Origin of the sequence: Cryobacterium sp. CG_9.6, assembly GCF_029893365.1 — a bacterium.
Classification (GTDB): domain Bacteria; phylum Actinomycetota; class Actinomycetes; order Actinomycetales; family Microbacteriaceae; genus Cryobacterium.
Window position 1 is genome coordinate 213620 of sequence record NZ_JARXUZ010000001.1, and the last position, 21006, is coordinate 234625.

Consider the following 21006-nt stretch of genomic DNA (forward strand, 5'->3'; position numbering starts at 1 on the left):
TCCCTACACAGATGAGCGATCTGCCTGCCTCGGCGGCGAATACGTGTTACCGCCACCCGGGGCGGCAGAGCTTCATTTTGTGTCAGCGTTGTGGCCGGACGATTTGTCCGGAATGTCAAACGCAGGCGGCCGTTGGAGTCGTCTGTCCCGAATGCATGAAGGAGCAGCGTAAGAACGCTCCCCGCACGAAGCCTGCGCTGCTCACGCGCCTCACGGGCGCGGGTAGGCCCACCGTGACGTATGCTCTGATCGCCGTCACGGTCTTCGTCTTTGTCCTGCAGTGGATTCCTGGCCTCAACATTTACCAGAACTTCGCGTATATGCCGGCTCTCACCGTCTTTGAGCCGTGGCGCATGATCACCAGCGTGTTCTTGCACTCGCAGGGATTCATTTTTCACATTCTGCTCAACATGTACATGCTGTGGATCTTCGGCCCGATTCTTGAGGACCTACTGGGTCGCATCCGCTTCCTGGCGCTGTACCTTGTGAGCGGTTTTGCGGGCTCACTGGGCGTTCTCCTGCTCTCCTCCCCCACCACCGTCGTTGTGGGAGCCTCAGGAGCCATCTTTGGCCTCCTGGGCGCGTACCTGGTGATTCAGCGACGCCTGGGTGGTAACTCCACACAGCTTCTGGTGTTGCTGGGCATCAACTTCGTCATCGGGTTCATCCCCGGGTTGAATATTGCCTGGCAAGCACACCTCGGCGGGCTGATCGGCGGAGCCCTGATGGGACTCATTTTCGTGCAAACACGCCGGCTCAAGCACCAGGCGCTACAGATTCCGCTGGTGGCTGCTCTGGTACTCGGCTTGGCCGCAGTGACGGCACTGGTGGTGCTTTAAGTTATCCACAGGTTATCCACACTGGGGATAATTACACGGTTGTCATTACCCGTTCGGGATGCAACGCGTGGCGGGGGTGGAACGGGTGATTAGCGCCAGCGTGTGGTCATCAGGAAGCCAACGAAGGCGATTCCGAAGCCAACCATAATGTTCCAGGATCCCAGTGCGGCAATGGGCAGCTGACTCTGGCTCACGTAGAAGACGATGATCCAGGCGAGGCCGATGAGCATGAAGCCGAACATGACCGGCTTGAACCAGACGGCGTTCGGAGCTTCCTCGCCCGAGCGGGCAACCTCGGTGCGGGCGGGCTTAGTGCGGGGATTCGATCGGGCCATGCGTGTGATCTTACCGTCATCGCCTGTGGCGCGTGGTGGTGACGCGGAAGCCGGCAAATCTTCGGGTTCTCCGAGACTGTGATGAGGAACGGACTCTCCCAAACAACTTCAATAGACTCATTACCGTGACCAAGTCCCTGGAACCCGACGCCGCACCGTCCGTTCCGGGGCGCAGGGCGATACGCGCGGAGCGCAAAACCGCTCGTCGCAGCGTCACGGTCCTGGGGGTCGTGGGTGAACTGTTGGTCACCGCCGGAGTTCTGGTCATGCTGTTTATTGGATGGCAATTGTGGTGGAACGACATGATCATGGCCAACGAGCAGTCCAGTGCGGCGAGTGACATCAGTCAAAACTGGATTGACGAGGCACGGCAGCAGAGCGAACAGGATGCGACGCCCGACCCGCCCACGTCGACCGGTGCGCCCGACTACGGTGAACCGATTGTGGGTACCGCTCCGGCCGATGGACAACCCTTCGCTGTGCTCTATATTCCGAGGTACGGTGCTGACTACACCCGCACGGTCGCTCAGGGAACGGGCCATAACGTGCTCAACAGCACCACCCTCGGCATCGGACACTATCCCGAGACTCAGATGCCGGGTGAGGTGGGAAACTTCGCTGTAGCAGCGCACCGCAGTGCCTATGGCGGCGGTATGCACCTGATCAATGAACTGCAGCTGAATGACGCCATCTTTGTGCAGACCGCTGACGGGTACTTCACCTACCGCTACCGGGATATGGAGTACGTGCCCCCGTCCCGGGTCGAGGTACTAGCCCCCGTGCCCAACGTGCCCGGTATGGCGCCTGTGGACCGCATCATCACCCTCACGAGTTGCAACCCGTTGTACTCCACAGCCGAGCGCATCATTGCGTACGGCGTCTTCGAATCGTGGCAACCGACATCCGCTGGTGCACCTACTGAACTCGCGCCCATCATTGCCGCCCAGGCGCAGGGCTAGGAGGCTCCCATGTATGCAGCACTCTGGCGTATTCTTCCGGGACCGGTGTGGGTTCGCCTGCTCCTGGTTCTTCTTCTCCTCGCGGCATCGCTTTATGCCCTCGCCACGTGGGTTTTTCCCTATATCGACCAATTTGTAAGCAACCAGGAAGCGACGGTGGGCAGTTCATGACCCGCATTCTTGTCATCGACAACTACGACAGTTTTGTGTACACCCTCAACGGGTACCTGATGGAGCTCGGCGCAGAGACCGTGGTCATGCGCAATGACGCCTTCGACGTGAGTGAGGTCGCCGAGCGACTGTCGGAGTACGACGGGGTGTTGCTCTCTCCCGGACCCGGTAAGCCAGCGGATGCCGGAGTGTCGGTAGCCATGGTGCGTGCCGCCCTCGAGTCTGGCGTGCCGCTGTTTGGTGTGTGCCTCGGTCATCAGGCCATTGCTGAGGCGTTCGGGGCTACGGTCACCAACGCCGAAGAGCTCATGCACGGCAAGACCAGCCTGATCACCCACGATGACAGTGACTTTTACGACGGTGTTCCGCAGCCGTTCACCGCAACACGGTATCACTCGCTCGCGGTCGTGGACACGACGGTTCCGAGCGACCTCGTGGTGACCAGTCGCACTCAGGGGGGCGTGATCATGGGCTTGCGACACGAGTCCGCGCCGATTCTCGGCGTGCAGTTCCACCCCGAATCGGTGCTCACCGAGGGCGGCTACCGCATGGTGGGTAACTGGCTCGCTCTCGCCGGTCTGCCGGAGGCGAAGGAGACGGCCAAGGGGCTGCATCCGCTCTTGCGTCTGAGTTGATGGCTGGTACAGCTAGCCGGTGCAGTACGTGAAGGTGATCTCCGAGTTCTGCGGAACGTCACCGGGGGCCAGTGACTGACTCGTCACCAGCGGGGAGCCGGAATTCGCCTCGCAACTGGGATCAGGCTGCGAATCAGTGACGACGAGGAGCAGCGTGCTGCCGGAGACAAGGTCTGACGCTGCGTTGAGCGACTGCCCCGTCATGTCGGCGAGCGTGACCAGACCACTGGACACCACGAAGTTCACGGTGACCCCTTCGGTCTCGGCCGCGTCGGGTGCGGGGTCGGTGCTGATCACGATGTCAGGAGCCACGGTGGGGGAGTTCTCCGTGGTGACCGACCCGGAGACCAGACCTACGGCCTCCACGGCCGCTTGGGCATCCGCTATGGGCTGATTGAGCACGTTGGGCACGGCAACAGGCACGGCCCCCGTGGAGACGAACACCTTGATGACCTCGGCAGGCTGGACAACGGTGCCCACGGGGGGAACTGTGCGAATGACCTCGCCAGCAGGAACCGTGGGACTGCTCTCTTCGGCCTGGGTTGCCGCGAGGTCGAGATCTAGCAGGATGTTTTGGGCTTCGTCATACGTTTGGCTGGTGAGGAGCGGAATTCGGCGGGAGTTGTCGGGGATCTCCGTGGACGGTGTAAGCGTGTACACCCAGAACATAACCGAAATGACAATGATGACAACGGCGACGATGCCGGCCCAGACCCACATGACCGGCGGGCGCCGCTGGGTGCGCACCATGGTGGGGTCTTCGGTGAGCTGCTTGATGGCCAGTACCGAACCCGACTCGAGAGTGGGGGCCAAACCAAAGAGGCCGGCGCCCGCATCGTCGGCAGAACGGCCGGTGGGAATGTGACCCTGCCCGGCGGTCGACACGTCGGCACGAAATTCGACAGCGCTCTGGTAGCGCGCGAAGCGGTCTTTGGCGAGGGCACGCGCTACGACATAATCGAGGGCGGGGGAGACCTTGGGATTGACCGAGGAGGGTTTTACCGGCTTCTCACTCACGTGCTGGTACGCCACCGCCACCGGGGTGTCTCCGCGGAACGGTGTGCGCCCGGTGAGCATTTCAAAGAGCACCACGCCGGTGGAGTAAAGGTCTGTGCGGGCATCCACTGACTCGCCCTTGGCCTGCTCGGGTGAGAAGTACGATGCTGTGCCCAGGATGGCCGTGGTCTGGGCCACGGTCGTTGACGAGTCGGAGATGGCCCGGGCGATTCCGAAGTCCATGACCTTCACCTGGCCGGCCTTGGTGATCATGATGTTGCCGGGTTTGATGTCGCGGTGCACGACGCCGGCCCGGTGGGAGTACTCGAGCGCCGTCAGAACGCCATCGATGATGCGAACAGACTCGACGGAGTCGATCGGACCCTCACGGATGATGTCTTTGAGGAGGCGCCCATCTACGTGTTCCATCACAATGAAGGGAACCTGTGAAACTTCACCGCTCTCGTCGGTTACGGTCTCCTCGCCGGCGTCGAAAACGCGAACGATCGTGGGGTGCGCCATGCGTGCGGCCGCCTGCGCCTCCTGGCGAAAGCGCGTGCGGAATGCCGGGTCGGCCGCCAGGGAGGACTTGAGGAGCTTGATAGCAACCGTGCGTCCCAGGCGGGAGTCGGTGCCAATGTGCACGTCGGACATGCCGCCGCGACCAATAAGGGCACCCACGCGATAGCGACCAGCTAGCAATCGACCGTCATCACTCACTGCGTAAACTCCCGAGTTCTGTGCACACGAATATCAAGACTTTGTTGCGGCTGTAACGCTCCGGCGCGCTTCTCAACCGGTTGCGCCGGTTACCACAACCGTAGTGCCCGGTGAAGCACTGGACTCAACCTGACCGCAGAAGTACGTGTACGACGCCGTGAAGGTCGCCGCGCCAGTGGCCGGGCCCGACTGGACCTTAGCGCTGGTGACGTCGGCCGCTGTGGGGTTGGCCCCGGTTACTGTGGCACCGCCGTCAACGATCACCCGATAGCCGGATAGCGTCTGGCCACTCGGGCAGCGCTGTGCAGGCCAGGTGATCGTGACCTCGGTTGCCGGGGCCACCGGGTTCGGTGCGGCGGTCGGCGCGCTGGATGGCGTGGCGGGTGCTTCGGCGGCCGAATAGACCGTCACGGTGATGGTTTGGCCGGGAAGCACCGATCCGGTGGGATTGACTTCGTAGACCGTGCCGACCACCTGATCGGATGCCGCTGAGGCGTTCCCGTTCTGCACGTCGGCGACAAGGCCCATCGTGTCGAGCTTGGCGCGGGCCTCGTCACTCGTGAGCCCCTTGAAGTCGGCGCTGTTCACGGAGACTCGGGTGCTCGTGGGTGTGGGTGTGGGTGTGGGTGACGGCGAGGGCGATGAGGACGGTGTGACCACGGGTGTGGGGGTGGCTGAGGTCTCCACGGGAACCGGGACGTCGTTGTTCTGATTGACCAGGGCAAAGATTGCGCCAACGAGCACGAGACCAAGAACCACGATCAGGGCAATGAGCGACCAGGACCACGGGCTCTTCTTCTTGTCTTTCGTCTCCGCCGCAACCGCGTCGGCACGAGTGCCTGGCAGCGCGGAGGGAAGCATGGTCGTGGCCTGGTCGTTACCACCGGGCATCAGCATGGTGGCGGCCGTAATGGTGGAACCACCGAGTACGCCGGGAACAGCCACGGCTGCCGCAGCCACGTCTCCGCGGCGGAGGGCAGAGGCGGCGCGGGCGAGGTGCGCCGCGGAGGCCGGACGCTCGGCCGGGTTTTTGGACAGGCAGGCGAAGACGAGGTTGCGAATCGGCTCCGACACGGTGGCCGGCAGATCGGGCGCGGTCTCGTTGATCTGCGCCATGGCGATGGCCACCTGCGACTCACCCGTGAACGGGCGACGGCCGGCGAGGGACTCGTAGGCGACAATTCCGATCGAGTAGATGTCGGTGGTCGGTGAAGCAGGGTGTCCACTGGCCTGCTCGGGAGACAGGTACTGCACCGTTCCCATCACCTGACCGGTAGCGGTGAGCGGTACCTGGTCGGCGATGCGTGCAATGCCGAAGTCGGTGATCTTCACGCGGCCCTCGGGCGTGATCAGCAGGTTTCCGGGCTTAATGTCACGGTGAACGAGACCAGCGGCGTGGGCAGCATGGAGAGCGAGGGATGTCTGCGCCACAAAGTCGAGCACCTTGTCGGCGGGCAGCACGTGCTCGCGCTCCAGGATTGTGGACAGGGCCTCACCGGGCACGAGCTCCATTACCAGGAAGGCGCTGCCATCCTCTTCGCCATAGTCGAAGACGTTGGCGATTCCCTCATGATTGACCAGAGCGGCATGGCGAGCCTCGGCGCGAAAGCGCTCAAGGAACCCGGGGTCGCCGAGGTACTCATCCTTCAAGATCTTGATGGCCACGGTTCGACCAATAACCAGGTCGGTCGACTTCCAAACCTCGCCCATACCGCCGATGGCAATGCGGGACTGGAGCTCGTAACGACCACCGAAGGTGAGCCCTGCTGTGGGTCTCATTTGTTAAGCACCGCCTCTAGAACCTGTTGTGCGACCGGCGCGGCAAGAAGGTTGCCGAACCCTGTTTGATCCATCCCGCCACCGTCTTCAATCAAAACGGTGATGGCATATTGTGGGTCATCTGCGGGGGCAAATCCGGTAAACCACAGCGTGTACGGATCCGTAGACCCGTTCTCCGCAGTGCCCGTCTTTCCCGCCACTTGAACCCCGTCTATTCTTGCATTGCTCGCGGCACCATCCTGGACGCCGTTGACCATCATGGCATTCAGTGTGGCCGCCGTTTCGGTGCTCATCACCCGTCCGAACTCCTCCGGGCTGAAGCTTTGCAGGGGACTGAGGTCGGGGGCGAGTATCTCCTCCACCAGATTCGGCTTCATGGCAACGCCTCCGTTCGCAATGGCGGACGACACGACGGCCATCTGCAGGGGCGTTGCACGAACGTCTGTCTGGCCAAACGCGGAGAGAGCCGTTTGTGCATCGTTGAGCGATTCTGGGTAGACACTCTGCGTGGCCTTCAGGGGAGTGGTGAAGGTGGAATTGAAGCCGAACTTCTCCGCCGTCTCGCGGATGGCGTCGTCACCCAGTTGCAGTCCGAGCTCCGCCATGGGGATGTTGCAGGAGAGTCGCAGTGCTGTGGCAATCGTCACCGTCTCACCAGCACCGCAGGTGCCGCCGCCCGAGTTGGTCACCAACGAGGTAGACCCGGGCAGCTGAAACGTGGCTGGGTTCGGAAAAGTGCTCTCTGGGGTGAAATTACCCGACTCGAGCGCTGCGGTTACGACCACGAGCTTGAATACCGAACCGGGAGGGTTGAGGCTGTTGATGGCCCGGTTGATCAGTGGGTCCCCGGCATCGTCAAGGAGTGCCTGGTAGCTGTTGGAGACATCCGCATTGTTGTGCACGGAGAGCAGGTTCGAATCGAAGCTCGGCTTGGACACCATGGCGAGAATTCGCCCGGTCGTGGGCTCCATCACGACGACGGACCCCGTCTTGTCACCGAGAGCATCCCAGGCAGCCTGCTGGGCTACCGGGTCGATGGTGGTCTCCACGGCCGCACCCTTGGGGTCAACTCCGGTCACGAGCGCGCTGAGCTTATCGAAGAACTGCGCATTCGAGGTTCCGGTCAGTTCGCCGTTCAGAGCGTGTTCCAGACCGGTTGGGGCGCCATTGATCGGGATGAAGCCGGTGATCGGGGCGTAGAGCGCACCGTTGCTGTAGGTGCGCAGAAACTTGAAATCGTCATCGGACGGAAGCGACTGGGCGATGGGCTCACCATTGACCAGAATTGCTCCGCGTTCCACGGAGTAGCTGTCGAGCAGGGTGCGGGTGTTGCGGGCATCCGCTGACAGGTTGTCGGCCTGAAACGCCTGCACGATGGAGGTGGAGGAGAGCAGGGCCACAAACATGAGCATCACCACAACGCTCACTCGCTTGAGTTCGCGATTCATTAGACCACCAGCCTGGGTTGATTGCGCACGGTGTCAGAGAGGCGCAGCAGGAGAGCTGCGATGATCCAGTTGGCGACCAGAGACGAGCCACCGGCAGCGAGGAATGGGGTGGTGAGCCCGGTGAGGGGAATGACGCGGGTGACGCCGCCAATCACGATGAAGCACTGTAAAGCCACCACAAATGACAGGCCCACCGCGAGGAGTTTGCCGAAGTCGTCCTGGCCGGCGAAGCCGATGCGGAAGCCGCGAGCCACGAAGAGCAGGTACAGGGCGAGTATGGCGAAGACTCCGGCGAGGCCGAGCTCCTCACCGAGACTGGCGATGATGTAGTCGCTCTGCGGAACCGGGGTGATGTCTGGGCGCCCCTGGCCGAGACCAGTGCCGAGCAGACCACCCTTGGCCAGCCCGAACAGGCCCTGCACCAACTGGAAGCTGCCGCCGTTCGCGTTGTAGACATCCGGGTTCATGGCGTCGAGCCAGTTGGTGAAGCGCCCGTTCACGTAGGTGAGGGTCTGGCTGGCGAGGACGGCCCCACCGAGGAAGAGGGTCATGCCGAGCAGCACCCAGCTGAGGCGGCCGGTGGCGAGGTACAGCATCACGAGGAAGAGACCGAAGTACAAAAGCGCCGTACCCAGGTCACGCTGGAAGATGATGACGGACATGGAGAGCGCCCACACGACGAGGATAGGTCCCAGATCGCGGAGTCGAGGAAAATGCATGCCGAGGAAGCGCTTGCCCACCATGGAGAGGCTGTCGCGGTTTCGTACCAGGTAACCAGCGAAGAATACGGCGAGGGCGATCTTGGCGATTTCACCGGGCTGGAAGGTGGCGAATTGGCCGATGCCGATCCAGACCCGGGCGCCACTCACCTCGCGGCCGAGACCAGGTACGAGGGGGAGCAGAAGCAGAACGACGGCCACCAGGCCGGCTATATACGTGTAACGGAATAGGATGCGGTGGTTGCGAATGACCAGGATGACCGTGATGGCGCAGGCGATGGCGAGACCGCTCCAGGCCGTCTGCCGCACAGCCGCGCTGCTCCAGCCCTCGGCGCCGTCGGCAATGTCGATGCGATAGATCATGGCGATACCGAGGCCGTTGAGCAGGGTGGCGATGGGGAGGATGAAGGGGTCGGCATCGCGTGCCACGAAGCGCATCACGACGTGGAGCGCCAGAACGAGCAGGCTCAGGCTGGCGCCGAGCAGGATCAGAGTGGTGTCAATGCCGCCCAAGGCGCCGAGCTGCACGAGCACAACGGCAGCGGCGTTCAGTGAACACGCGATGATCAGTAGAAAGAGCTCCAGGTTGCGCAATTTCTGCGGCAGGTGCAGACGACGCACCTTCTCGGGCTTCGACGTGGTGCGCGTCGGAGCCTGCGTGCTGCTACTCGCTGGCATTCTTCAACCGTTCGACTATGCGTTCTGCCTCGGCGACGGATGCCGCGCTGATGGTTTTCTCAACCTGCTGGCGATCATAGACGCGCAGGCTGGACAGCTCGAGATCGGTGTCCTGGTAGACACTCGACAGAGCAATCGGTCCGAGGTCCTGCTGCACACCCTGATAGATGGCCACCGTGGACCCCTCGGTACCCACAAAGTAGCGGGTCTGAGTCCACTGATACCCCGCGACGGCAGCGCCGGCGATCGCGACCACGAGCAGGATCACGCCTACGAGCCAGGTGAGCTTGCGGCGTCGTGCCCGGCGGGCATCCTCCTCGATGAGCTCGGAGAGGTAGTCCTGCGAGTCCGGTTCAAAGTGGGTCTCGCGCACCGGGTGCAAGCGAAGTGCCGGAATGCGCAGCGGTCGCTGGCGTGCGGGCTCGTCGCCCAGGGCGAGGGGATTAGCGGCAGATCCGACCACGGTGGGTGCGTCATCGCGCTCGGCGGGCTGGCCCACATCAACGATGACGACGGTCACGTTGTCTGGTGCCCCGCCGTCGAGGCTCTCCTTGACGAGCCGGTCGGCGACATCCGCTGCGCTGAGGCCGCTGGAGAGCGCGGCGGCCATGGCGGTGTGCGAGACGACACCGGTGAGGCCATCCGAGCAGATCAGCCAGCGGTCGCCGGGCAGTGTGGCCAAAATGGACGTATCGATTTCGGGGGAGGAGTCCACGTCACCCAGCACGCGCATGAGCACCGAGCGACGCGGGTGCACCATTGCCTCCGCCTCGGTAATGCGGCCGCTGTCGACGAGGCGTTGCACGAAGGTGTGATCGATGGTGATCTGCGACAGCTCGTCGTCACGAAGCAGGTAGATACGCGAGTCGCCGATGTGGGCAATGGCCACCTCGTCGTTGAGCACGACCAGGGCGCTCACGGTGGTACCCATGCCCGTGAGTTCGGCGTGTTCGAACACGGTCTCGGCCAGCTGGGCATTGGCACCGATGAGGGCGGCCTGCAGGGCGAATTCAGCGTCGGCCGCCGAGGAGTATTCGGTGTCCGCTTCAATGATTCGCTTCACGGCGATGGAGGACGCTACGTCTCCGCCGGCGTGGCCGCCCATGCCGTCGGCAACCACAAACAGGTGGTGTCCGGCATACCCGGAATCCTGGTTGTTGGAGCGTACCCGGCCCACGTGGGACGCGGCTGCGCTATGGATCACTGTTGCCATTGAAGCTACCGCCGAAGCTCGAAGCTGGTGGCACCAATTTTGACGGTGGTTCCGAGTGGAACAGGGGTGGGGACAGCAACACGCGTGCCGGCCAGGAATGTGCCGTTCGTCGAGTCCAGGTCCTGAATCATCCACTCATCATTCCAGAGCATGAGGCGGGCGTGGTGGGTCGACGTGTAGTCGTCACGGATGACCAGGCTCGAGTCGGCCGATCGACCAATGGTGATCGTGTCGGTTCCCAGCGGAAATTCGGTTCCCGCCTTCGGGCCGGAGGTGATCACGAGGCGTCCGGTGTTGTGAGCGGTGGCCAGCCCCGTCGCAACGGGTGCTGCGGGAGCCTTCGGTCGTGAGAACTGCTCGGTGGGCGCGGCTGCGGCGGCAGCGGACGGCATCGACATGGCGGCCACGGGTGTCTGGAAGGCGGGGGATGCGGTGGGCGCGGCGGCGGCATCCGTGCTTAGCTTGCGGACCCGCTGGCCGAAGAGGTCACTGCGAAGGGCGTACACAATGCCAAAGATGAACATCCAGAGCAGCAGCAGAAAGCCGATGCGCAGAACGAGCAGGGTCAGTTCGCTAACGCTCATTTTGAGGGCCCCCAGAATCCGCCCATGTCATGGCGTTGGTTTGCGTCGCCGCTGGGTGTGCCCTGTGCAAGCACGCGGAAGACGATGCGGGTACGGCCGATGGTGACGACCGAATCCGGTTCGAGAATGGACTGTGTCACGGGGGACCCATTGAGCTGCGAGCCATTGGTGGACCCGAGGTCTTTCACCTGAGCCCGGGCACCATCCCAGATGATTTCCACGTGGCGCCGCGAGGTGCCGGAGTCATCGATCGTGATGTCGGCATCGCTGCCGCGACCAATGACTGTGCGGGATTTGATCAGGGGGTAACGCTTGCCGTTGATGTCGAGCACCGGCGCCCAGGCAACGTCGCCCTTGAACGTGCTGGAGTCGATCTGCACCATGCCCTCGCTGAGGCTGCGATCTTCAGAGAGAGTGATCGATACTCCGCCCGTGAACTGGTAGCGCTGCTCGGTGGCATGCTTTTTCACCAGCTGAGTGAGCTCGTCGATCAGGGTATCGCCCAGCGCATTCATGCGGGCGTGGTCGGTGTGGGACATGCGCACGGTAAAGCGGTTGGGAGCGAGAATGCGATCACGCGCGACGACCGCCGCCTTCGTGTCGAGCTCGCGACGCAGTGCCGAGGTGATCTCCACGGGCTGCAGTCCCGATCGAAAGGTCTTTGCAAAGGCGCCATTTACGGCGCGTTCGAGACCTTTCTCAAAACTATCCAGAATGCCCACAGGTCTCCCGATCCGGTCCGATTGGCTATGAGCATGTTACTTGCCTCGGGTGTTAACCCGCCCGAAGGGCACAGACGGGCACGAAACGTTATCCTACCCGGGCCACCGGAGGGCGGCTAATTGGGGCGTAATCGAGCGGATGTGAGCCGGCCCGGTGTCTCGAATGGCGCCGGACCCCCGATCAGTGTTAGCATCGGTGAGTTCGCGCGAGTGGCGGAATTGGTAGACGCGCTGGCTTCAGGTGCCAGTGCCCGTAAGGGTGTGGGGGTTCAAGTCCCCCCTCGCGCACAAGGCGAATGGAAAGGCCCCCGAGAAATCGGGGGCCTTTCGTCGTTCTGCGAGCAGCCGATACAGCGAGGTCCGTAGCTAGGGTGTCCACCAGGGCCGCAGCGGCAGGCCGTTGGCGCCGGCATCGGGTTTTACCGCCAATATCTGGTGCAGCTGGATCCCGCCGGTCTCGAAAGCGAGCCGCGACCCGGCCATGTACACGCCCCACACCTTGGCAGTCTGCAGACCCACTTCGGCCACCGCTTCGTCCCAGTGCTCCACGAGGTTGGCCCCCCAGTCGCGCAGCGTGAGTGCATAGTGCTGACGCAGATTCTCTTCGTGCACTACCTCCAGGCCCATGTCCTGTGCTGCGCAGATGATCCGGCCCGAGCCGGTCAGTTCCCCGTCGGGGAAGACATAGCGGTCGATGAACCCGCGAGTGGAGGCTTCGGATTGGTTGTCCGGCCGGGTGATGCAGTGGTTGAGCAGCAGCCCTCCGGGACGCAACCGGGATTGCAGGAAGCCGAAATAGGACGGATAGTTGCGCACCCCGATGTGCTCAAGCAGCCCGATCGACGACACGGCGTCAAAGCCAGTCTCCGCGATGTCGCGGTAGTCGCCGTAGCGCACCTCGGCCAGGTCGGTCAGGCCCTCCTCGACGATTGCCCGCTGTGCCCAGGCGGTCTGCGCGGCTGACAGCGTCACGCCGGTGGCGGTGACGCCGCGGCGGGCCGCGTAGCGCACCATGCCGCCCCAGCCACACCCCACATCGAGCAGTCGGTCGCCCGGCTTCAGGCGCAGCTTCTCGAACACCAGGCGGTACTTGTTCTCCTGCGCCTCGTTCAGTGTTGCGCCAGGGTGCGGGTAGCACGCGCAGGTGTAGGTCATCGACGGCCCCAGCACCCACTCGTAAAAGGTGTTTGATACGTCGTAGTGGTGGTGGATTGCGCTGGCGTCCCGGGTCTTGCCGTGTCGCAGGCCGCCGACGGCGCGGCGCCAGCGTGGCTGCGCCTCCTGCGGTGGCGGCGCGATCGGACGCAGATTCCGGGCACCGATGGAGCGGATGATGGTGGCCGTCACTCGCGGCGGAGGCAGTTTGAAGACCAGCTCGCTGGCCAGCGCCTTGAGAAGTTCATAGGGATCACCCGGGTGCACCCCGTGCATCTCGAGGTCACCGGAGATGTAGGCACGCGCCAGGCCCAGATCACCGCGGCCGGTGGCCAGATACGTCGTGCCGCGCGGCGTCTTCAGCTCGAGTCCGAGCGATGCATCAACCGGACCGGCGAAACTCCCGTCGTAGGCAGTGAATCTGAGCGGGAGCTGCCCACCGGCCAGGATCTGCAGGATCTCGGCGAGGGGGAGCTTTCCGCGCGCGTCGGGCATCCGCTCTGATTCTGTGCTCCTGGGCACACGTTCCCGGTATGTGGTCATCGTCGTTGCACCGCCTTCGCGTAGAGAGCAAGGAGACGTGAATCGGGGTCGTACCGCTTCTTCACGCTGCGATACGTTTCTCCGCCATAGAGTTCCCCGAATTCCTCGGGAGAATAATAGGAGTCCGAATACAGCGACTTGCGGCCACCGAGCTCACTGACTTCATGTTCGATCAGGCGGTTCGTCTCCCCGGTTATCAACCCCACGGGAACCGTCGACCAGAAGCCGACGTTCACGTAGGTGTGATTCGGCAAAATCGGGTAGAGCGGCCAGCCGTGGCCCCGCAGCCGCAGCGGGCACAGCCAGATGGGCTCAATGGGCACGTGCGCCAGAAACCAGTGCAGAAACTCTGCACACCGTTCGATCGGCACATCAACGTCTTGCACAACGCGTTCCCGCGACGGACGGCCTCGCATCCGCTCGATGCGATCGCCGATGTGGAATTGCTGTTCGTAGCGCATCAGTGTGGAGTAGAAGCTGCTGCGCCGATAGCGCCGCGGCCAGAGGCGACGGATAACCGGACGCTGCACGCCGAAGGCCTCCGAGCACCAGAACCAGTCCGTGTCCCATCGCCACAGGTAGTCGTGAATAGTGAGTCGGTCCTCCGTGACGCCGTCATCGTGCTGAATGGATCGGTAGTAGATCTGCTGGCCGGTGTAGTCGCTCACCGGGCCGGCTGCCGCGGTCTGCGTGCCCACGCAGAGGTAGCTCTCGTCGGCGCTGAACACCACGCCGTCGAGGTAGTCCACGCGCTCACCGTTCATGCCACCGGTGGCCACGATGCCGTCCATCGCAGAGACCAGGTCGGTGAGGGAGTGGAACCGTAGATGCCGGAGCGCGACGAATGCTTCGACCGGCTCCAGTTCAATGCGGAGCCGCACCGCGTAGCCGAGGGTGCCGTAGGAGTTGGGGAAGGCGCGATAGAGGTCTTCGTGCTGGCTGGGCGAGGTGGTGACCACCTCGCCCGCGCCCGTGAGGATATCCATCTCCAGCACCGACTCGTGTGGCAGCCCGTTTCGAAAGGACGTCGACTCGATGCCGAGGCCGGTGACGGCGCCGCCGAGGGTGATTGTCTTCAGCTGTGGTACCACGAGCGGCGCCAGCCCGTGGGGGAGCGTGGCGGCGACGAGCGTGTCATAGCTGCACATGCCCCCAACGTCGGCCGTTCGTGCTTGCGGGTCGACGGCGATGACGCCCGTCAATCCCGACGTATCAAGGCCCCCGGCGGTTGGCCGGACGCGGGACCGGAACAGGTTCGAGGTGGTCTTTGCAAGCCGAACGGATGCCGTTGGTGGCACCGCCCAATAGCTCGCCACGAGACGCTCCACGCCTGCGGTGTGAGCGGTGCGTGCGTCGGTCGCTTGGGGGGACACGCCACCAAGCTAGTCCGGAACCTCCGTGAGCGCACCGGCTGGACGTGTAAACAGAAAATACTTTTCGGTAACTCGGGGCTATCGTCAGCTCTCCGCGCGCGGGCGTGCCCGGAAGTCGCCGGGCCAGTCGACCGTGCGGATGCGACTGATCTGCTTGACCGTGCCCAGTGTTCCCCACTCGTCGCGGCCCAAACGTGAGATGGGATCGAGCAGATCAATGCGCGGGTGATTACCGTCGAGTACGTCGGTGTTGACGACCGCGTGGGTGACGAGACCGAAGACCAGCGTGCTGTCACCCATGCGGATGATTTCGTGCAGACGGCACTCGAGGGCGCTGGGGGACTCCTTCACCCGCGGGGTCGCCACCGTGAGACTCGGCTCGCGCGTGAGTCCGGCACGGTCGAATTCGCTCACCTCGGGGTCGAACGCAGTCCCCGTGGCATTGATCTCTGCCATGAGCGTCACCGGGCTGAAGTTGACGACAAAGTCCTGGGTGGCTTCAATGTTGCGCAGGGTGTCTTTCTCACCCACGGACGTGAACATAATAATGGGCGGGTCCACGGACGCCACGGTGAAAAACGAGTGCGGTGCAAGGTTGTGCACGCCGGTGGACGAAGTGCTCGATACCCACGCGATGGGGCGGGGAACAACCACAGACGTCAGCAGGCGATAGAACTCTCGCGGAGGAACGGTGGACGGATCGAAGTGAGTACGCACGTCTCTCAGGCTAGCCGCTGCCCCCGCACACAACCTCTGAGGGACCTAGTTGGTGTCCGACTGACGTTCGACAGCCTCTGTGGCCGCGTCAACGGCATCCGCTACCTGTGCCTGAGCCTTTTTGCTCACCTTGGTGACCTGTTCACGCGCGGTGTCCACGACCGAGGATGCCTGATCAACGAGGGTGGAAACGGTGCTCTCGGCGGCCGCTTTTGCGTCCTTTGCCGCCTGCTCGGTCTGAGAGATTGCCCTCTGCACGTTGGGATCTTTCCAGGCGCGGTCCGCCTTCTCGGACAACTTCTTGAAGGTACGGCGGCTGGCTCGGGACGCGAGCAGCAGGCCGGCGGCGATGCCGGCGAGAAGGATAAAGGTGTTTTTCATGGCGATACCTTTCGGAACGAGCGACCAAAAATGACTCTGTCACCGTACGGTCATCGCCTCATCTGCTCAAGGGATTGACAAGCAGAACATAATCTAAGAGTGGGCACCCGCTGACTCACCAAATCTGGAGCCGAATGACGCACTCGTATGACCTGCACGTGGACCTCCTGGCGCAATGCTTCTGCTGCCAGTCGCGACAGCCGTTCAATTTCACGTCGGCGAGTGACCAGGTGGTGTGTTCGTTCTGCATCCGCCATGTGGGCGCCGAGAAAGCGGAGCGCCGCGACGCCGATCACGTGCGGCTCTGGGTAGAACTGTTCCGTAATGAGCAGTCCATGCACCGTTCCTATGTTGCGGCCACGCAGCACACGCTCGCAGCCCGGGACGAGAGCATCGTTGACCTCACGGAACGGGTGCGGGAACTGGCCGCACTCGTGGCCGAACAGTTTGATTCCACCCCCAGCGCCGGTGTGCGGGCGGTGCTGCAAAACGACCTGGTCAAGCGCGCGGAACGCCGCACCGAGCTGGCATCACGCCAAATCGACTGGGCGATGGCCGTGGTCTGGCGCCTGGGCGTCATGCATCACGACGACCCACAGAAGCCCCTGTACTGCGTGTGTGGGCGGCGCAGCCTGAGCTGTGCGGAGTCGCTGGCCATCGATCCCGTGCGCACCGCCGTGAGTGACTGGGAGAAGAAGAACATGCTGCTGCTGCAGGCGGGTACGCGCCACGGACTGCCCGCTGATCACCCCGCGCTGATCAGTACGCGGTAGTCAGCACCGGCATCCGCTAGAGACCTGCGGGGACGGCCAGCGGAACGCGGCGCACGAAGAATGCCAGTGGAATCCCGAACAGAGAGATGACGGCGCCGTACATGAATGCCGCGTGAACGCCGGCGGCCGTGGCGGAGACCTCCGTCACACCCTGAGCGAGCAGGGTGGTGGACTGTGAGGTCATGACGGCGATGAACACGGCCGTTCCGATCGCGCCAGCAAGCTGCTGAACCGTACCCACCACGGCGCTGCCGTGCGAGTAAAGCTCGGGTGTCAACGACGCGAGACCGGCGGTGAACAGTGGCGTGAAGATGAGGGAGAGCCCGGCACTGAGCGTGATGTGAGCGGTCATCAGCAGTGCGGGAGCCGTGGTCTCGCCCATCAGGGTCATGGACCAGAGCGCCCCGCTCACCAGAGTCGTGCCGGGCACCAGCAGAACCGTGGGACCGAATCGATCGTAAATGCGACCCACGAACGGCGCCAAAACACCCATGGTGATGCCGCCGGGCAGCAGCAACAGACCCGTTGCCAACGCATCGAGGCCCAACACGGTCTGCATGTAGATCGGCAGCAGAATGATGGTTCCAAAAAGAGCGATCATGCTCAGACCGAGCATGATGATGGCGATCGAGAACGTTCGTGACCGGAAGGTGCGCAGATCGAGCAGAGCACGGTTGGCGCGCTGCAGATGAACCTGGCGGAGGATGAAGGTGAGCAGGGCAACCGCTCCAATGACCAACAGGAGGACACCCATGGCCACGCCAGACTCTCCGACGGAGCCGAGGTTACTGAGGCCGTAGATGAGTCCACCGAAGCCAAACGCCGACAGGATCACCGAGAAGGTGTCGATGGGAATCTTGCGCGGCGTTGTCACATTCTGAATGCGCGCGGCGCCGAGGAGCAAAGCGCTGAGGGCAATGGGCAAAACCAGGATGAACATCCAGCGCCAGTCGAGAACGCTCAGAATGATTCCCGAAATGGTGGGGCCAATGGCCGGGGCGACAGAGATGACGATGGAAATGTTGCCCATCGTCTTGCCGCGCGAAGCGGGCGCCACGACGGTCATGACCGTGGTCATGAGCAGCGGCATCATGATGGCTGTTCCGCTGGCCTGCACGATGCGACCCACCAGGAGAATCTCAAAACCCGGTGCACTCGCTGCAATCAAGGTGCCGAGGCTGAACAGTGACATGGCCGCAATAAACACCGGCCGGGTGTTGAAACGCTGCAGCAGGAATCCCGTGATGGGGATAACCACGGCCATGGTGAGCATGAACGCCGTCGTCAACCACTGGGCAGCGGATGCCGTGATGCTGAGATCGGTCATCAGGTTCGGCAGGGCCACACCCATGATCGTCTCGTTCAGGATGACGACGAAGGCGGACGCCAGCAGCAGGCCGATGACGAGGCTGTTGCGCTTCGAGTTATCAACGAGGGTGGCAGCGTCGACCGTGCCGGCGGCCGGCTGAGGCAGAGTGCGTTCGGTCATTGAGGGTCCTGTTCCATGGTGCAGCGAAGATGGCGCGCTGCTCCAGTGCACGCACACTCCTACCCCAGCGCTCCCGAGGGTGGCGTTTATTCCTGATCTGGAATAACTAGGCAAGCCTCAGGGCGAGGTAGGGAGCGGTGCGGCTGGTGGGATGCGCCGCCACGGCGTGCGGGGTGCCCTCCGCCACGATGCGCCCGCCCTTGTCTCCGCCGGAGGGCCCGATGTCAATCACCCAGTCGGCCGCCGCCACCACGTCCATGTCGTGCTCCACCACAATCACGGTGTTGCCGATGTCGACGAGGCGGTTCAGTTGCGTGAGCAGCAGCACGACATCGGCCGGGTGCAGCCCTGTCGTGGGCTCATCGAGCACATAGAGAGTGTGGCCCCGCCGCGCGCGCTGCAGCTCCGTTGCGAGTTTGATGCGTTGAGCTTCACCACCGGAGAGCTCGGTGGCTGGTTGCCCGAGGCGCAGGTAACCAAGCCCTACCTCCTGCAGGGTCTCCAGACTGCGGAGCGCCACGGGAACGTCGGCCAGGAAAGCGGCCGCAGCGTCAACGGTGAGCCCGAGGACATCGGCTACGTTCTTGTCGCGATAGGTCACCTCGAGGGTCTCCGGGTTGTAGCGCGAACCGCCGCAGTCGGGGCACGGGGCATAGCTGCCCGGCAGGAACAGTAGCCCAACGGCGACAAATCCCTCACCGAGGCAGGTGGGGCAGCGCCCGCCGGCCACGTTGAAGGAGAATCGCCCGGCATTGTAGGAGCGAGCGCGAGCTTCGGGTGTGGCCGCAAAGGTTGACCGCACGGCGTCAAAGAGCCCCGTGTACGTGGCCAGGTTGGAGCGCGGGGTGCGACCGATGGGCTTCTGGTCCACTCGCACGATGCGGTCGATGACGTCGGCTCCGCTGATGGCCTGCACGGTTGTCGCGCCGCTCGCGTCGTCGTCCTCGTCGGGCGCGTCATCCTCTCCCGTGGCGGACCCCGTTGGTGCAGTGGATGTTTGTGCGTCCTGATCGGGGTGCAGATGCAGGCCAACCGCCTCGGCCAGCACCTGGCTCACGAGGGTGGATTTGCCGCTGCCGGACACGCCGGTGACCGCCGTGAGTACCCCGAGCGGGAATCGTGCGTCAAGGTTCTGCAGGTTGTGGCGGGTGATGCCCTCCAGCGTGAGCCAGCCCAGCGGATGCCGCGGCGCGCGCTCCGCATCCTGCGCGCGCTGATCCGCGAAGAGGAACTCTCTGGTGACGGAGCTACTCACCTCGGCTAGGCCCTCCGTCGGGCCGCTGTAGAGTACCTGGCCGCCGTTGGCGCCGGCGTGCGGTCCCACGTCCACAATCCAGTCCGCGCGTCGCACCACGTCCATGTTGTGTTCCACCACGAAAACCGAGTTCCCGGTGCTCTTGAGCTCCTCCAGCACAGCCAGCAGCGGCTCGGCGTCGGCCGGATGCAGCCCGGCGGAGGGCTCATCCAAAACGTAAATCACACCAAAGAGCCCGGCACGCAGCTGCGTGGCGATGCGGAGGCGTTGCATTTCACCCGGGGACAGGGTGGGTGTGGCGCGCCCCAGGCTGAGGTAGCCGAGACCCAGCTCCAGCAGAACATCGATGCGTCGCAGCAGGTCGGCGGTGATGGTGGCCGCAACCAGGCTGCGGGCGTCGGCGCGGCCCTCGTTAGCAACGCCCGTGTTGCCAGCATCGGTGGTCCCGCGGAGCACCGCAGCCAGCGTGGTCAGCGGAAGAGCGTTGAGTTCGGCGATGGTGCGGGAGTCCACGGTGACAGCGAGTGCTGCTCGGGTCAAACCGCTGCCTCCACAGAGTGGGCACGGTCCCGATTCCACGTACTGCAGCACGCGGTTTCGCACCCCGGCGCTCTTGGAATCGGCCAGGGTGTGCATGACATAGCTCTGGGCACTCCAGAACTTGCCCTTGTAGGGCCTCGGGCGTTCTCGCTCCGGCATGATGTCGACCACCGGTTGTTCGTCCGTAAAGAGAATCCAGTCCCGGTCGGCGCGGCTCATGGCGCTCCACACGGTGTCCACGTCGTAGTCGAGGGCGCGCAGAATGTCGCGCAGGTTCTTGCCCTGCCACGCGCCGGGCCACGCACTGATGGCACCCTCGCGAATCGTAAGTCCCGGGTCGAGGACCATGGACTCCTCGGTGACCGTGTGCGCCGTGCCGAGACCCTGGCAGGACGGGCAGGCACCCAGTGCGGTGTTGGGCGAGAAGGAGTCCGACTCGAGCCGCGTGGCTCCGTCTGGATACATTCCCGCACGAGAATACAACATGCGGAGGGAATTCGACAGCGTGGTCACGGTACCCACACTCGAACGTGAGCTGGGTGTGCCGCGACGCTGTTGCAGAGCAACCGCCGGGGGGAGGCCGGTGATCTCATCGACGCGGGGGGTGTGTCCCTGCTGAATCAGACGCCGAGCGTACGGTGCCACCGACTCGAAGAACCGTCGCTGCGCCTCGGCAAAGATGGTGCCGAAGGCCAGGGATGATTTTCCTGAACCGGATACTCCGGTGAAAGCCACGATCGCATCGCGCGGAACATCCACGTCCACGTTCTGCAGGTTGTTCTCCCGAGCACCGCGCACGCGAACAAAACCAGTCGTGTGGTGTGTCTCGGTCTCGGGCACGGAGACGGACGCGGATTCAGGCTGCATCCACTCAATGCTACGCGAGCGGATGCCCCATTGTGGGGCCCTGCATGCGGGCGACTCTCCGCCCGCATGCCGGGAGGACTGCGCGGACGCGGTCGACGGTACCGTAATCTGGAAC

The 21006-nt window shown here is 63.5% G+C and carries 19 protein-coding genes and 1 tRNA gene; 6 read left to right on the forward strand and 14 right to left on the reverse strand.

What is annotated here, in order from left to right:
* The first annotated feature begins 155 nt into the window (after window positions 1-155).
* Window positions 156-839: a rhomboid family intramembrane serine protease gene (locus tag H4V99_RS00990; protein WP_348522346.1), complete on the forward strand. Its 684-nt coding sequence runs from the start codon at window positions 156-158 to the stop codon at window positions 837-839.
* 89 nt (window positions 840-928) lie between these two features.
* Here H4V99_RS00990 and H4V99_RS00995 read toward each other — a convergent pair whose 3' ends face one another.
* Window positions 929-1174: a cell division protein CrgA gene (locus H4V99_RS00995; RefSeq protein WP_280674728.1), complete on the reverse strand. Its 246-nt coding sequence runs from the start codon at window positions 1172-1174 to the stop codon at window positions 929-931.
* Window positions 1175-1299: 125 nt separating this feature from the next.
* Here H4V99_RS00995 and H4V99_RS01000 point away from each other — a divergent pair, with 125 nt between their 5' ends.
* The 3 genes from H4V99_RS01000 to H4V99_RS01010 are packed head-to-tail and all read left to right on the forward strand — an operon-like array spanning window position 1300 to window position 2939.
* On the forward strand, window positions 1300-2133 hold the full coding sequence (locus tag H4V99_RS01000) for a class E sortase (protein WP_280674730.1): 834 nt from the start codon (window positions 1300-1302) through the stop codon (window positions 2131-2133).
* Window positions 2134-2142: 9 nt separating this feature from the next.
* A complete protein-coding gene (locus H4V99_RS01005) occupies window positions 2143-2304 on the forward strand; it encodes a hypothetical protein (RefSeq protein WP_280674732.1) in 162 nt (53 codons plus the stop codon).
* Window positions 2301-2939 carry a gamma-glutamyl-gamma-aminobutyrate hydrolase family protein gene (locus H4V99_RS01010; protein WP_280674734.1) on the forward strand — a complete coding sequence of 213 codons (639 nt, stop codon included), beginning with the start codon at window positions 2301-2303 and terminating at the stop codon, window positions 2937-2939. The genes H4V99_RS01005 and H4V99_RS01010 overlap by 4 nt, the downstream gene beginning before the upstream one ends.
* Window positions 2940-2951: 12 nt before the next feature.
* On the opposite strand, the gene pknB is transcribed toward H4V99_RS01010, so the two are convergent.
* The 7 genes from pknB to H4V99_RS01045 form a co-directional block, all read right to left on the reverse strand.
* Window positions 2952-4655 carry a Stk1 family PASTA domain-containing Ser/Thr kinase gene (pknB, locus tag H4V99_RS01015; RefSeq protein WP_280674736.1) on the reverse strand — a complete coding sequence of 568 codons (1704 nt, stop codon included), beginning with the start codon at window positions 4653-4655 and terminating at the stop codon, window positions 2952-2954.
* Between the two features lie 72 nt (window positions 4656-4727).
* On the reverse strand, window positions 4728-6434 hold the full coding sequence (locus H4V99_RS01020; RefSeq protein ID WP_280674738.1) for a protein kinase: 1707 nt from the start codon (window positions 6432-6434) through the stop codon (window positions 4728-4730).
* Entirely contained in the window at window positions 6431-7882 is a 1452-nt protein-coding gene (locus H4V99_RS01025; RefSeq protein ID WP_280674740.1) for a penicillin-binding protein 2, read from the reverse strand. The genes H4V99_RS01020 and H4V99_RS01025 overlap by 4 nt, the downstream gene beginning before the upstream one ends.
* Window positions 7882-9279 (reverse strand): FtsW/RodA/SpoVE family cell cycle protein, encoded by a 1398-nt coding sequence (locus H4V99_RS01030; RefSeq protein WP_280674742.1) that lies wholly within the window; start codon window positions 9277-9279, stop codon window positions 7882-7884. The genes H4V99_RS01025 and H4V99_RS01030 overlap by 1 nt, the downstream gene beginning before the upstream one ends.
* The gene (locus tag H4V99_RS01035; RefSeq protein WP_280674744.1) at window positions 9266-10492 is read right to left on the reverse strand and encodes a PP2C family serine/threonine-protein phosphatase; all 1227 of its coding nucleotides are present in this window, start codon (window positions 10490-10492) and stop codon (window positions 9266-9268) included. Before H4V99_RS01035 ends, H4V99_RS01030 begins: the two co-directional genes overlap by 14 nt.
* 5 nt (window positions 10493-10497) lie before the next feature.
* On the reverse strand, window positions 10498-11076 hold the full coding sequence (locus H4V99_RS01040) for an FHA domain-containing protein (RefSeq protein WP_280674746.1): 579 nt from the start codon (window positions 11074-11076) through the stop codon (window positions 10498-10500).
* Window positions 11073-11798 (reverse strand): DUF3662 and FHA domain-containing protein, encoded by a 726-nt coding sequence (locus H4V99_RS01045; protein WP_280674748.1) that lies wholly within the window; start codon window positions 11796-11798, stop codon window positions 11073-11075. The genes H4V99_RS01040 and H4V99_RS01045 overlap by 4 nt, the downstream gene beginning before the upstream one ends.
* Before the next feature lie 204 nt (window positions 11799-12002).
* On the opposite strand from H4V99_RS01045, the gene H4V99_RS01050 reads away from it, so the two are divergent.
* Window positions 12003-12086: transfer RNA gene (locus H4V99_RS01050), tRNA-Leu, on the forward strand.
* A gap of 78 nt (window positions 12087-12164) precedes the next feature.
* Here H4V99_RS01050 and H4V99_RS01055 read toward each other — a convergent pair.
* From H4V99_RS01055 to H4V99_RS01070, 4 genes are all read right to left on the reverse strand, one after another.
* Window positions 12165-13448, reverse strand: coding sequence for a class I SAM-dependent methyltransferase (locus H4V99_RS01055; protein WP_280674749.1), 1284 nt, complete (start codon window positions 13446-13448; stop codon window positions 12165-12167).
* A 44-nt stretch (window positions 13449-13492) separates the two neighbouring features.
* The gene (locus H4V99_RS01060; protein WP_280674750.1) at window positions 13493-14869 is read right to left on the reverse strand and encodes an FAD-binding oxidoreductase; all 1377 of its coding nucleotides are present in this window, start codon (window positions 14867-14869) and stop codon (window positions 13493-13495) included.
* An 84-nt stretch (window positions 14870-14953) separates the two neighbouring features.
* Entirely contained in the window at window positions 14954-15586 is a 633-nt protein-coding gene (locus tag H4V99_RS01065; protein WP_280674751.1) for a flavin reductase family protein, read from the reverse strand.
* 45 nt (window positions 15587-15631) lie between these two features.
* Window positions 15632-15967, reverse strand: a complete 336-nt coding sequence (locus H4V99_RS01070; protein WP_280674753.1) for a YtxH domain-containing protein — start codon at window positions 15965-15967, stop codon at window positions 15632-15634.
* Window positions 15968-16101: 134 nt separating this feature from the next.
* Here H4V99_RS01070 and H4V99_RS01075 point away from each other — a divergent pair, with 134 nt between their 5' ends.
* Window positions 16102-16740, forward strand: a complete 639-nt coding sequence (locus H4V99_RS01075; RefSeq protein ID WP_280674754.1) for a hypothetical protein — start codon at window positions 16102-16104, stop codon at window positions 16738-16740.
* A 16-nt stretch (window positions 16741-16756) separates the two neighbouring features.
* Here H4V99_RS01075 and H4V99_RS01080 read toward each other — a convergent pair whose 3' ends face one another.
* Window positions 16757-18229, reverse strand: a complete 1473-nt coding sequence (locus H4V99_RS01080) for an MDR family MFS transporter (protein WP_280674755.1) — start codon at window positions 18227-18229, stop codon at window positions 16757-16759.
* 106 nt (window positions 18230-18335) lie between these two features.
* Complete coding sequence (locus tag H4V99_RS01085; RefSeq protein ID WP_280674757.1) at window positions 18336-20891, reverse strand: excinuclease ABC subunit UvrA; 2556 nt, start codon at window positions 20889-20891, stop codon at window positions 18336-18338.
* Window positions 20892-21006: the final 115 nt, after the last annotated feature.

Coding starts and splice junctions, on each gene's coding strand:
- H4V99_RS01075 (WP_280674754.1), top strand. CDS start 16,102: ATGACGCACTCGTATGACCTGCACGTGGACCTCCTGGCGCAATGCTTC.
- H4V99_RS01005 (WP_280674732.1), top strand. CDS start 2,143: ATGTATGCAGCACTCTGGCGTATTCTTCCGGGACCGGTGTGGGTTCGC.
- H4V99_RS00990 (WP_348522346.1), top strand. CDS start 156: ATGAAGGAGCAGCGTAAGAACGCTCCCCGCACGAAGCCTGCGCTGCTC.
- H4V99_RS01035 (WP_280674744.1), bottom strand. CDS start 10,492: ATGGCAACAGTGATCCATAGCGCAGCCGCGTCCCACGTGGGCCGGGTA.
- H4V99_RS01070 (WP_280674753.1), bottom strand. CDS start 15,967: ATGAAAAACACCTTTATCCTTCTCGCCGGCATCGCCGCCGGCCTGCTG.
- H4V99_RS01085 (WP_280674757.1), bottom strand. CDS start 20,891: ATGCAGCCTGAATCCGCGTCCGTCTCCGTGCCCGAGACCGAGACACAC.
- H4V99_RS01020 (WP_280674738.1), bottom strand. CDS start 6,434: ATGAGACCCACAGCAGGGCTCACCTTCGGTGGTCGTTACGAGCTCCAG.
- H4V99_RS01025 (WP_280674740.1), bottom strand. CDS start 7,882: ATGAATCGCGAACTCAAGCGAGTGAGCGTTGTGGTGATGCTCATGTTT.
- H4V99_RS01040 (WP_280674746.1), bottom strand. CDS start 11,076: ATGAGCGTTAGCGAACTGACCCTGCTCGTTCTGCGCATCGGCTTTCTG.
- H4V99_RS01030 (WP_280674742.1), bottom strand. CDS start 9,279: ATGCCAGCGAGTAGCAGCACGCAGGCTCCGACGCGCACCACGTCGAAG.
- H4V99_RS00995 (WP_280674728.1), bottom strand. CDS start 1,174: ATGGCCCGATCGAATCCCCGCACTAAGCCCGCCCGCACCGAGGTTGCC.
- H4V99_RS01010 (WP_280674734.1), top strand. CDS start 2,301: ATGACCCGCATTCTTGTCATCGACAACTACGACAGTTTTGTGTACACC.
- H4V99_RS01055 (WP_280674749.1), bottom strand. CDS start 13,448: ATGCCCGACGCGCGCGGAAAGCTCCCCCTCGCCGAGATCCTGCAGATC.
- H4V99_RS01080 (WP_280674755.1), bottom strand. CDS start 18,229: ATGACCGAACGCACTCTGCCTCAGCCGGCCGCCGGCACGGTCGACGCT.